11 protein-coding genes are annotated in these 12,414 nt (G+C 51.9%); 9 read left to right on the top strand and 2 right to left on the bottom strand.

What is annotated here, in order from left to right; translation table 11 throughout:
* The first annotated feature begins 51 nt into the window (after positions 1-51).
* Positions 52-906: a MurR/RpiR family transcriptional regulator gene (locus tag DWX59_RS04720; RefSeq protein ID WP_117556540.1), complete on the top strand. Its 855-nt coding sequence runs from the start codon at positions 52-54 to the stop codon at positions 904-906.
* Between the two features lie 118 nt (positions 907-1,024).
* On the opposite strand, the gene DWX59_RS04715 is transcribed toward DWX59_RS04720, so the two are convergent.
* On the bottom strand, positions 1,025-1,978 hold the full coding sequence (locus DWX59_RS04715) for a LysR family transcriptional regulator (RefSeq protein ID WP_117556538.1): 954 nt from the start codon (positions 1,976-1,978) through the stop codon (positions 1,025-1,027).
* A 196-nt stretch (positions 1,979-2,174) separates the two neighbouring features.
* Here DWX59_RS04715 and ilvD point away from each other — a divergent pair, with 196 nt between their 5' ends.
* On the top strand, positions 2,175-3,965 hold the full coding sequence (gene ilvD, locus DWX59_RS04710; protein WP_353626745.1) for a dihydroxy-acid dehydratase: 1,791 nt from the start codon (positions 2,175-2,177) through the stop codon (positions 3,963-3,965).
* A gap of 34 nt (positions 3,966-3,999) precedes the next feature.
* Here the strand turns inward: ilvD and DWX59_RS04705 are convergent, their stop codons facing one another.
* Positions 4,000-4,461 carry a hypothetical protein gene (locus tag DWX59_RS04705; protein ID WP_117556536.1) on the bottom strand — a complete coding sequence of 154 codons (462 nt, stop codon included), beginning with the start codon at positions 4,459-4,461 and terminating at the stop codon, positions 4,000-4,002.
* Positions 4,462-4,972: 511 nt separating this feature from the next.
* On the opposite strand from DWX59_RS04705, the gene DWX59_RS04700 reads away from it, so the two are divergent.
* The 7 genes from DWX59_RS04700 to DWX59_RS04670 all read left to right on the top strand — a co-directional run bounded on the left by DWX59_RS04700 (position 4,973) and on the right by DWX59_RS04670 (position 12,390).
* Positions 4,973-6,700, top strand: a complete 1,728-nt coding sequence (locus DWX59_RS04700; protein ID WP_117556534.1) for a DUF5722 domain-containing protein — start codon at positions 4,973-4,975, stop codon at positions 6,698-6,700.
* Complete coding sequence (locus tag DWX59_RS30220) at positions 6,600-6,875, top strand: DUF6783 domain-containing protein (protein WP_409337923.1); 276 nt, start codon at positions 6,600-6,602, stop codon at positions 6,873-6,875. The genes DWX59_RS04700 and DWX59_RS30220 overlap by 101 nt, the downstream gene beginning before the upstream one ends.
* A 137-nt stretch (positions 6,876-7,012) precedes the next feature.
* Entirely contained in the window at positions 7,013-8,227 is a 1,215-nt protein-coding gene (locus DWX59_RS04690; RefSeq protein WP_117556532.1) for an aspartate kinase, read from the top strand.
* 259 nt (positions 8,228-8,486) lie between these two features.
* Complete coding sequence (locus DWX59_RS04685; protein WP_117556530.1) at positions 8,487-9,938, top strand: acyl-CoA carboxylase subunit beta; 1,452 nt, start codon at positions 8,487-8,489, stop codon at positions 9,936-9,938.
* 17 nt (positions 9,939-9,955) lie between these two features.
* Positions 9,956-10,765 (top strand): OadG family protein, encoded by an 810-nt coding sequence (locus DWX59_RS04680; RefSeq protein ID WP_117556528.1) that lies wholly within the window; start codon positions 9,956-9,958, stop codon positions 10,763-10,765.
* 45 nt (positions 10,766-10,810) lie between these two features.
* Entirely contained in the window at positions 10,811-11,194 is a 384-nt protein-coding gene (locus DWX59_RS04675; RefSeq protein ID WP_008719698.1) for a biotin/lipoyl-containing protein, read from the top strand.
* 50 nt (positions 11,195-11,244) lie between these two features.
* Positions 11,245-12,390, top strand: a complete 1,146-nt coding sequence (locus DWX59_RS04670) for a sodium ion-translocating decarboxylase subunit beta (RefSeq protein ID WP_117556526.1) — start codon at positions 11,245-11,247, stop codon at positions 12,388-12,390.
* Positions 12,391-12,414: the final 24 nt, after the last annotated feature.

Below are 12,414 nucleotides of genomic sequence, written 5' to 3'. Positions count from 1 at the left end.
ATAAAGATAAATTAATTTTTCATATAGCGGGCATCCAAAGGAGGAAGGCATATGACAGCGGATTTTTTAGTGGGAATCAGGGGAGAATACAACCAATTTACAAAAGCGGAAAAAAAGGTGGCGGATTTTATCCTCAATAATCCCAAAAAGGTTCTGTTCATGTCCATCACGGAACTGGCAGAAGCCTGCGGCGTGGGGGATACCAGCGTTTTCCGTTTCTGCAAGACCATGGACTGCAAAGGATACCAGGAATTTAAAATGCTTCTGTCACTGAGCCTGAATGAAGGCAAGCAGGGTCTGGGACAGATTGAAGGCGATATAAGCAGGGAAGACTCCTTTGCCCAGGTGGCGCAGAAAGTCCTGGCTTCCAATATCGACGCCCTGAGGGAGACCCATTCTTTGTTAAAACGCGAGAACTTTGAGAAGGTCATTGAGTGCTTCCGCCGTGCAAAGCGAATCTGCTTTTACGGAGTGGGGACCAGCATGACCACTGCCATGAAGGCTGCCGATAAGTTCTTAAAAATCGAACCCAAGGTATACTGTGTCCCGGACTCCCACATGCAGGCCATGATGGCCTCCACCATGACAAAGGGGGAAACCGCGGTTGTATTTTCCTATTCAGGCGCAACCAAGGACACCATCCATGTGGCGGAACTGGCCAAGAAGGCAGGGGCGGATATTGTATGCATCACCCGTTTCATCAAGTCCCCCCTTACCGCCTACGGGGACATGGTGCTGCTCTGCGGAGCCAATGAAAGCCCTCTTCAGGCAGGTTCCTCATCCGCGGAAATCAGCCAGCTGTTCCTGATTGACCTTCTGTACACGGAATATTACAGAAGGTACTATGATACCTGCAGTATTAATAATGAAAAGACATCCGCATCCGTCATGGAAAAGCTGTGCTAGGGTGTGTTTGAAAATTCATTCCCGCCATCTGCCGCGTTGTCGTCAGTCAGCGGAGGAACCACTCCGCTTCCCTCCTCCGCCTTGCAGACTGACAAAATATACGGTACTGTCACTGTAGTTACTGGCCGGATGAAGCACTGGTATCCATATGGTGCGGCGCCAGTTCCTCTTTCCAGTAGGCGGATGCCAGTTCAATAAAATGTCTGGCAGGCATGCTCAGATAGCTGTTCTTACGGTAGCTGGCGGCCAGGTTCCAGGTGGGATGGCCGGGAAGGCAGAAAAAGGCCACTTCCTTCCTGGGCGGGATGGAATCCGTGTAGGGGACCAGTCCGCAGCACATCCTGGCAGCAATGATATCAATGATGGTTTTGGCCCTGGAAGTCTCAAACAGTACATTAGGCACAAAACCGGCCTGCCGGAAAATGCTGTCCACACATTCCCGTATGGTGGACTCCCTGTACATCAGGGCAAATGGTTCGTACTTAAGCCCGGTGATATCCAGCACCGGATAGGGGCCGCTGCCGTCCCGGTAAGCCTGGCCGCACAGGGGATGGACGGAAGGGACTGCAAGAATCAGTTCCTCAGAGGCAATATGGATATATGTATCCTCTGTCTTCTGGCTGTCGCTCAGGGTCATGAAGCCGATATCCAGGCCGCCCCGGGCAATCATCTGCTGCTGCCTGCGCACGCTTGCCTCAGTTACATGGATGACAATCCCCGGATACTCCCTGTGAAAATCAGGATATACATACGTGAACATGTGGGCGCCTCTTTCCGGCGGGAAACCAATGGAAAGGGTGCCCTTTTTGACTGCCGCGATATCCTGCAGGCGGTGGTAGGCCTCACGCTTCATGCGCAGCATCTCCCTTGCGGTCTCCAGATAGACTTCCCCGGCTTCTGTAGGGGTCCAGCCGGTGCGGGAGCGGTTGAACAGAGGCGTGCCGATATCCCGCTCCAGGTGCAGCAGCTGCTGGTTCAGGGCGGACGGGGTGATAAAAAGCTTTTCCGCTGCCCTTGTCACATTGCGTTCCTCGGATATTTTCACAATGTATTCAATTTCCTTCAGGTTCATGGAAGCCTCCTTCTTCATTCTATCTTTATTATAGAAGGAAATGAAAAGAAAAACAATAATGGAAAAATAATACTGTTAGAAAAATTAACACTGCATCAATAACTATTAATTTTACTTCCTGAAAACCGGGGATTATAATAAAGATATGGAATATCTGCGCAGTGCAGGATTGATGATGGACAAAGGAGGCCGTGATATGGATTTTGGGAAAGGGACTGAGAAAGAAACTGAAAAAGAAACTGGGAAAGAAATTGGGAAAGAAATCAGGGAAGAAATTGGGAAAGGGATTGAGGATGAATTTGAGATGAAGGACAGGAGGTACCGCAGCAGCACATTGACCAATGGTCTTGGGCGGTCCGGCCAGAGGGCTCTTTTATACGCCACGGGCATGGACGAGGAGGATATGAAGAAGCCATTTGTAGCGGTTATCGGCTCCTTCAGCGAGATGGTGCCGGGGCATGTGCATCTTCGGGAACTGGCGGACTATGTGAAGCAGGGTATCATAGAAGCGGGCGGAGTGCCAAGGCAGTCGGAAACCATTGCAATCTGTGACGGCCTGTGCCAGGGACATAAGGGGATGTGTTATCCGCTGGCCAGCAGGGACCTGATTGCGGATTCCGTGGAAATGGTGGTGGAGGCCCATCATTTTGACGCCATGGTACTGCTGCCTGGCTGTGACAAGATCATACCCGGCATGCTGATGGCTGCCGCCAGGCTGGATATTCCGGCCGTGATTGTACCCGGCGGTCCCATGCTTCCCGGCAACGTGGGGGGCAACCCGCTGTTCTGTTCCTCAGAGCTGCGGGAGTATCCGGGCCGGTTGGAGATGGGGACCGTGACGTTGGAGGAGATGAAGGAGGCTGAGAAGGCCGCCCTTCCAACGGTTGGAAGCTGCGCCCATCTGGGAACCGCCAATTCCATGTGCATGCTGACCGAGGTACTGGGAATGGCCCTGCCCGGCGCGGGAACCGCCCCGGCCGTGTCCAATAAGAGGAAACGTATTGCCAAGGCATCGGGGCGGTGTGTGATGGAACTGCTTAAGGAAGGCCTAACCCCAAGAAAGATACTGACCAGGGAGGCCATGCTCAACGGTATCGCCGGGGCCATGGCAACCGGTTCCTCCACCAACCTGGTGCTTCATCTGATGGCCATTGCCCATGAGGCAGGGGTGGAACTGACACTGGAGGACTTTGACCGCATCAGCCGCCAGGTACCGTTTGTGTGCAATCTCCAGCCCTCAGGGGATTATCCCATTGTATCCCTGGATGCCAGCGGCGGAATCCAGGCAGTGCTTAAGACAATTGAGACCAGGCTTCATAAGGATGTCCTGACCATTACCGGCAGGCCGCTGGGAGCACTTCTTGAATCAATCCAGGCCCGGCCGGACCTGGTGTTAAAATCCATGGATAAGCCCCAGAAGCCGGAAGGGGGCATTGCGGTCCTCAAGGGAAACCTGGCGCCCTCGGGCGCGGTGGTAAAGCAGTCAGGGGTAAAGCCTGCCATGTATCATTTCCGTGGGAAGGCAAGGGTCTTTGATTCCATGGAGGAAGCGGACGCGGCTGTCAGCGGCGGCGGGATAGAAAAGGGAACTGTCATTGTCATCCGGTATGAAGGCCCCAAGGGAGGCCCGGGCATGAGGGAAATGCTTTCCACCACAGCCCTTATCATGGGCCGGGGCATGGATGAGGACTGCGCCCTGGTCACGGACGGACGGTTCTCAGGCGCAACCCATGGGCCCTGCGTGGGCCATGTATCGCCTGAGGCAGCATCCGGCGGACCCATCGGTCTGGTGGAGGACGGGGATATCATAGAGATTGATATCCCGGGCCGCAGCCTGCATATTGAGGTGACAGAAGAGGAATTTGACAGAAGGCGGAAAACATTCGTGCCAATCAGAAAGCCCAGGAAACCTGCCATGGCCAAGTATGCGGCGCTGGTAGGTCCGGCTGATACAGGGGCTGTAATTGATGTGTCGAAGCTGGATTGATACGTGATATCAATCCGGAACTGGGGCAGGGCGGTTATTTATTACACGTTATATGAAGGACTGCATTTACAATCTTCCCTAAACCTATGCCAATCATCAGCCCTGCCATGCTTCCGGCGAATGTATCGGCCCAGCCGCCGGATAAGAATTTTTTATGCCCGCCGCCGCAGAAATACCCGGACAATGCCCCTGCGGCAATACCAATGATGATGAAACCGCCATAAATAAGGCCTTCCGTTTCCCGGCCGGTATAGTGGGTATGGCCGGCATTGTGGGTATAGCCGGCATTGTGGGTATTGACGGCAGTGTGGGTATGGCCGGTATTGTCAGTATGGATGGTATTGTCGGCAAGGCTGGTGTCGTCAGTATTGCCAGTGCTTTGAATGGACTCTTGCGGGGCCGGTGCCTCTGAGACCATGTCATTGATAAGAGTACTTACAACACGTTTTTTTGCATATTGATTGATTCTTTCCTGTGCGTCCTGGCTGATACTCACGGTTGTCCCTCCGCTTTAAATTAGTCTCATGGTATTATTTACATGGTATCACATGGGAAATGTTTTATCAATAGTATATCAGCCTGGGTTTCCACCGGGTAAAATGTAAAATTTCTTCCATCCTATCATAAAAATACAGAGTGGACATAAAATGAAAGGGTACCAAAAGAACGCGTACCAGGGTGTGTTTGAAAATTCATTCCCGCCATCTGCCCTAGAGCGTGTTTGATAATTCATTCCCGCCATCTATACGCCCCACTTCGAGGCAGGGACTGCCTGGACGCCATCCTGTGTTAAGGGCGCCATCCCGGTATCTCTTAAAATCCTCCTGGCATCATGCCTCATTGGACACGGTTCAGTCACCGATATCTGAGAAAAGCAGCAAAATACCGCTGTTTTTGCGGTGGGAAAATTAAGAGACATGTAATAAAAAGTTCACGGAAAATGTAAACTTAATCCTGTATGATGTACCTTGTATCCTATTCTGGAGAAAGCTGGGAGGAATAAAAGAATGAAAAGAACCATATTCAAGGGAGGAAAGATGTTTGCGCTGGCAGCAGCCCTGCTATGTTCCACTGCGGCACTGGGCAGCACGTACGCTTATGCGGACACGGCCCAGGACCAGGCAGCCCAGGCGGCGGCCCAGGACCAGGCATTTGTCCCGGCCGTGTCGGGGCAGATAACCTCCTGCAAGATTACCGGGGATAAACAGAACATTGAGATTGGGTTTAGCAGCAGCGGGGACGCGGCCGGCACGGACGGGAAGATTTATATCTTTGAGATGCAGCCCTTTGAGGATGAGATTGGAAGCCGCAGGGATTATGCCGCATCGGCAGCAGCCCTTGGGAGCACTTCGGTGACCATTCCCCTGAACCTGGGAACACCCCAGGACCGCCTGTACAGCAGGTTCGTGCTGGCTGTGTATGACGGAGCGGACTTCCTGTCGGTCAGCAAACCCCACTATATTACCAATCCGGAGATCGTGGCAAAGAACCAGGAAGCCTTCAAGGACCCGTTAACCAAGAAGGGCCTGAATATTGAGATTGACATGCTCAGCGACGCCTTTGACCTGGGCGTGAAGCATGTGACCACCAACATTGCATTTTCCCAGATCATGGGTACCGGCATCACCTATGATTATGACGGGGTGACCTACAACTTCAACAAGGCGGTGGTGGATGCCTATGACGAGACCATAAGCGCCCTGTCCGGCAAGGGAATGACCGTTACGGTCATCCTGCTTAACGACTGGAACCCCAACACCCCCGACCTTATCTACCCGGGGACCCAGAAGAATTCCAATGCATTTTACTATATGTTCAATGCGCAGACTGAGAACGGATTTGAGCAGACCAAGGCAATCGCCTCCTTCCTGGCAGACCATTACAGCGGCAAGAACCCCAATTACGGCAAGGTGTCCAACTGGATCATCGGCAATGAGATTAATAACCAGCAGTGGAATTACATGGGGCCAACGGACCTGACCGCCTATGTGAGGGCGTACCAGAAAGCCTTCCGCGTGATTTACACTGCCATCAAGAGCACCAATGCCAACGACAGGGTCTACTTCTCCCTGGACTATAACTGGATGAACGAGATTGACGGCAAGCTAAAATACGGCGGCAAGCAGATTGTGGACAGTTTCAACTCCATTGCCAACACAGAGGGACAGATGGAGTGGGGGCTGGCATATCATCCGTATCCATGCCCCATGACGGAGCCGGAATTCTGGGATGACCCGCAGTCCACAGGACTTTTTACCAATGATTTTAATTCCCCGGTCATCAACTTTGCCAACCTGAACGTGCTGACGGATTATTTTGTGCAGGATACGCTGCGCACCCCCTCCGGCCATGTGCGCCATATCATACTGACCGAGCAGGGCTTTACGTCCTACAGCCCCACCAGGGGCAACATACCTGAAATCCAGGCGGCAGCTTATGCCTACTCCTATTACCTGGTGGACAGCAACCCATATATTGACGCCTATACGGTGAGCCGCCAGGTGGATGCGCCTTCAGAGGCAAAGGACGGCCTGAAGTTCGGACTCTGGGAATGCGATATGAACCAGCCCAACCTGATAGTGGCAACCAAGCGCAAGAAGATATGGCAGGTATTCAGGGATATTGATAAGAAAAATGCCACCCTGGAGGCAACGGAGTTTGCCAAACCCATCATCGGTATCAGCAAATGGTCCGATGTGGTGCCAAACTTTAAGTGGAGGAGCCTGGAAAATTAAAGGCCCTGGAGCGTGTTTGAAAATTCATTCCCGCCGTCTGCCCGCCCCACTTCGCGGTATATTTGGCCCAAATTCACTTAACGTAGCCCGCTACGCCGCGCTCATTTGGGCCAAATCTCCCACAAAGTGGGACGCACAGCCGACGGAAAGCAATTTTCAAACACGCTCTGGTTGACAAACAAGGCCCAGCGTGTAAAATATTAATAGAAAAGGCTTAAGGAGCAGTGTACCTGGTGGTCGCTGCTCCTTTTTATAGAAGTGTACTCCCGGAGATTCCGGGAGTACACAGAACAGGTATGGAAAGGAACAGGTATGGGTTTAATTGTACAGAAATTCGGAGGGACCTCGGTAGCTGACACAGACAGGCTCCGTAATGTGGCAAAAATCATCACGGACACCTATAAGGCGGGAAACCAGGTAGTGGCCGTGCTTTCCGCACAGGGAGACACCACGGACGACCTGATAGCGATGGCAGGGAAGGTGAATCCCAATGCATCCAACCGGGAGATGGATATGCTGCTGTCCACAGGGGAACAGATATCAGTATCCCTGTGCGCCATGGCCATTGAAGCCCTGGGCTGCCCCGTCATATCCCTTACGGGCTGGCAGGCCGGCATGTTCACCAACACGGTTTCCAGGAACGCCAGGATCAAGCGGGTGGACACGGAGCGGATTGAGGCGGAGCTGAACCAGAGGAAGATTGTCATTGTCACCGGATTCCAGGGAATCAACAGGAACCAGGATATCACCACCCTTGGAAGGGGGGGATCCGACACGTCGGCAGTGGCCCTGGCAGCCGCCCTGGATGCGGAATTATGTCAGATTTACACGGATGTGGACGGCGTATACACCGCGGATCCAAGGACGGTAAAGGGAGCCAGGAAGCTGGATGAGGTGACCTACAACGAGATGCTGGAGCTGGCCACCCTGGGCGCCCGGGTGTTACATAACCGTTCGGTGGAGATGGCAAAGAAATATAATGTGAGACTGGAGGTGCTCTCAAGCTTTACGGGCCATCCGGGCACAAAAGTGAAGGGAGTAGTAAAGCGTATGGAAAAGTCATATATCAGCAGCGTGGCAAAGGATAAGAATATTTCAAGGATTGCACTGATTGGGGTGCCCAACGAAATAGGAACCTCTTTTAAGGTGTTTTCCCTTCTGGCCCAGAACCACATCAATGTGGACATCATCCTTCAGGGCATTGGCCATGAGGAGGGCAAGGACATCTGCTTTACCGTTGCCGAATCAGACCTTTTAAGGGCGGCCGGGCTTCTTGAGGACCACAGGGATGAAATCCGCTATGCGCGGCTTGAGACCAACACGGAAATCGCAAAGGTCTCTGTTGTGGGCGCGGGCATGATCAACAATCCCGGGGTGGCAGCCACGCTGTTTGAGGCGCTTTACGATGCCAATATCAACATCAACATGATTTCCACCAGCGAGATTAAGATATCGGTACTGGTTGACAAGAAGGATGCGGATAAAGCGGTCCAGGTCATCCATGACAAATTTTTTTCAATCGGATAAAAATTATTGAGTACTATCTAACAAAAATGGAGCTGCAGCCTTTCTTTTTCTTTTGGAAATGCTACAACTCCTTTCCATATTCCCCATTTGGCGGTTCGTTAATATTTTCACCTTTTTATACCGAAAGAACTTGAAATTTGACAAATTTATTATTATAATAGTATGTGGCAATATTTCTGCTTTTTTTTGCGTCATGGCTGTTTTGGGCGGCTGTGATGCTTAGATATTGTTAAACTTATGAATGATGGAGGACTGGAAAATGAGTAATTCAGCACAAACTTCAGCAAGCAGCCGCATCGCGGCACTGCTTGATGAGAACAGTTTTGTTGAAGTCGGCGCGTACATCACTGCCAGAAGTACGGACTTTAACATGACTGAGCAGGAGACCCCGGCTGATGGTGTGGTTACCGGTTATGGTACCATCGGTGGATGCCTGGTGTATGTATACAGCCAGGATGCGTCAGTATTAGGCGGTTCCATGGGTGAAATGCATGCAAAGAAGATCTGCAACATCTATTCCATGGCAATGAAGATGGGAGCGCCTGTGGTTGGCCTAGTGGACTGTGCAGGACTGCGTCTTCAGGAAGCAACCGACGCACTGGACGGCTTTGGGAAGCTGTATTTAAGCCAGACCATGGCATCCGGCGTGATTCCACAGATAACAGCAATCTTTGGAACCTGCGGCGGCGGCATGGCGGTATCTGCAGGCATTACGGATTTCACCTTTATGGAAGAGAAGTCCGGCAGGCTGTTTGTCAATGCACCGAATGCAATTGATGGGAACTACAAGGAAAAATGTGACACTTCCTCAGCTGAATTCCAGGCCAGGGAGTCAGGTCTGGCTGATTTTACAGGGGACGAAGCCTCTATCCTGTCCCAGATACGCAGCCTGGTATCCATACTGCCATCCAATAATGAAGATGATATGTCCTATGGCGAGTGCCAGGATGATTTAAACCGCATATGTGAGAACCTGGGTGCATGCACAGGGGATACGGCCCTGGCATTGTCCATGATTTCTGACAATAATTTCTTTATGGAAGTTAAGAAAGCTTATGAACCCTGCATGGTAACCGGCTTCATCCGCCTGAATGGGACAACCATTGGCTGCGTTGCAAACCGCACCGAGGTTTATGAAGACGGTGAGAAGAAGGAAGAGTTTGAGGCCGTACTGTCCGGCAAGGGCTGTGATAAGGCAACGGACTTCATCAATTTCTGTGACGCCTTCAACATTCCTGTACTTACCCTTGTGAACGTTAAGGGCTACAAGGCTAAGAAGTGCAGCGAGAGAAGGATTGCCAAGGCAGCGGCGCGCCTTACCTATGCATATGCCAATGCAAGCGTGCCAAAGGTAACGGTTGTTGTGAAGGAGGCATTCGGCAGCGCATACCTGACCATGGGCAGCAAGTCCATTGGCGCGGATGTGGTTTACGCATGGCCGAACGCTGTCATCGGCATGATGAATCCGGCTGAAGCAGTTAAAATCATGTACGCAGGCGAAATCAGCGCATCCGGGAACGCGGCTGCCCTGATTGCGGAGAAGACAGCAGAGTATACCACGCTGCAGTCCAGCGCCGTAGCGGCTGCTAAGAGAGGATATGTAGATGATATCATCAAGGCAGAGGAGACCCGTCAGAGGGTAATCGCGGCCTTTGAAATGCTGTTCACAAAGAGAGAGGACCGTCCGTCTAAGAAGCATGGCACGGTTTAAAGAGAGGTGACAGGTATATGAGACGATTAATGAAACGAGCGGCAGCAGCGGTTCTGATGGCTGCCTGCCTGATGAGCCTGTCTGCCTGCTCTGCTAAACAGGATGATGCTGCAGCAAAAGTTCCCCAGATCAGCATGGAGGGAACCCCCGTAGATGAGAACATGGCCATCAGTAAGAAAATACAGGCGGCACAGGATTTGTCAGTATCCCTGGAACAGCTGAATGTCCAGAAGGCCATGTATGAGAAAGTGGGAACCGAAGACAGCGTTAATTACTTTAATGTCCTGATTGATGCGAAGCATGAATTCGGCGAAGTAAGGGATGTGGATCTGGACGGCGCATCGGTGGTGCTCCTGTCTGACGGCAGCTATACGGTTGCCCTTCCGGTTACCTTCACCGAAGGAAAGATGCAGTATGTGGTCAATGTAAATGATGCCACCGGCAAGGTTGTATCTGAGTTTACCGAACTGGTTGATGCGTCGGAAGATGATAAGAGCGTGGGCAGCCTGCTGGAGACAGCCACGGTATATGCTGTGATTGGTATCGGGACAGTGTTTACTGTTTTGATTTTCATCAGCCTGCTGATTGCCTGCTTCAAATTGATCCACAAGTGGGAGAATGGGCTTAAAGCAAAGAATGATGCGCCGGCGCCAGCACCGGTTCCGGTAAAGGCAGCGCCCGCAGCACCGGCAGCAGGCCCGGATTTATCCGGCGATGCCGAGCTTGTAGCAGTTATCACAGCGGCCATAGCCGCTTATGAGGGAACTTCTTCTAACGGTCTGGTGGTTCGTTCCATCCGCCGCGTACAGGGTTCCAGGCGGAGATAGGAACAGGATTCCGTAATTATTCTTAATTTCAGGAGGAATTATATAATGAAGACATATACAATTACAGTTAATGGAAAAGCATATGCAGTAACCGTAGAAGAAGGCGCAGCCGCAGGTGCTGCACCGGCAGCAGCTCCTGTTGCGCCAGCAGCGGCACCGGCACCGGCAGCAGCTCCCGCGCCGGCGGCAGCTCCTGCACCGGCAGGCGCAGCAGGCTCCGTACAGGTTGCGGCTCCAATGCCTGGCAAGGTAGTGGCTGTTAAGGGCGCTGTTGGCCAGGCTGTGAAGAAGGGCGACGTCATCCTGGTCCTGGAAGCAATGAAGATGGAAAATGATATCGTGGCTCCTCAGGATGGAACCATTGCCAGCATTAATGTATCCACTGGCGATTCCGTTGAATCAGGCGCGGTTTTGGCTACTCTGAACTAATAAAATAGGTGGGTCCATAGTAATATGGGATTCATTATGGAGGGAACATTATGGATTTTGGCAATATAGTTAACAACCTGCTGAACCAGATGGCGTTTTTCCATTTGGACGCAGGCAATTATGCAATGATCGTAGTAGCCCTGGTGTTCTTGTATCTGGCCATCAGGAAGGGGTATGAGCCCCTGCTTCTGATTCCCATTGCATTCGGTATGCTGCTGGTTAATATTTATCCTGAGATCATGTATTCACCGGAACAGACATCCAATGGGACCGGAGGGCTTTTGTGGTATTTCTTCCAGCTGGATGAGTGGAGCATTTTACCGTCCCTTATATTCCTGGGCGTGGGCGCCATGACGGACTTTGGTCCGCTGATAGCCAACCCAATCAGCTTTATTATGGGAGCCGCGGCGCAGCTGGGTATCTATTCCGCTTATTTCCTGGCTATCCTGCTGGGATTCTCGGGCAAGGAAGCGGCCGCCATCTCCATCATCGGCGGAGCGGACGGCCCCACATCCCTGTTCCTGTGCAGCAAGCTGGGACAGACACAGATCATGGGACCCATTGCAGTGGCAGCATATTCCTATATGGCGCTGGTGCCGATCATCCAGCCGCCGTTCATGAAGCTGCTTACAACTGAGAAAGAACGTAAGATCAAGATGGAACAGCTTCGTCCGGTATCCAAGCTGGAGAAGATTTTATTCCCAATCATCGTAACCGTGGTAGTGTGTCTGATCCTGCCGTCCACAGCTCCTCTTGTGGGCATGCTGATGTTAGGCAACCTGTTCCGTGAGAGCGGCGTTGTGAAGCAGCTGGCTGACACGGCAAGCAACGCGCTGATGTATATTGTAGTCATCCTGCTGGGAACTTCAGTCGGAGCAACCACCAGCGCTGAAGCATTTTTAAATGCAACCACCGTTAAGATTGTTGTCCTGGGCCTTGTTGCATTCTGTTTCGGCACCATTGGCGGCGTTCTTTTCGGAAAGCTCCTCTGCAAGATTACCGGAGGAAAGATCAACCCGTTAATCGGTTCCGCAGGCGTATCTGCAGTTCCTATGGCCGCGCGTGTATCCCAGAAGGTTGGTTCTGAAGCAGATCCTACCAACTTCCTGCTGATGCATGCCATGGGACCCAACGTTGCAGGCGTTATCGGTACTGCGGTTGCAGCCGGTACGTTCATGGCAATCTTTGGGGTATAACGGTATAACATTTTGACAATTATA

It is taken from the genome of Enterocloster aldenensis (assembly GCF_003434055.1).
Taxonomy (GTDB): Bacteria; Bacillota; Clostridia; order Lachnospirales; family Lachnospiraceae; genus Enterocloster; species Enterocloster aldenensis.
Note: the sequence above shows the minus strand (reverse complement) of the source record. Positions and strands in the feature narration are given on the sequence as shown.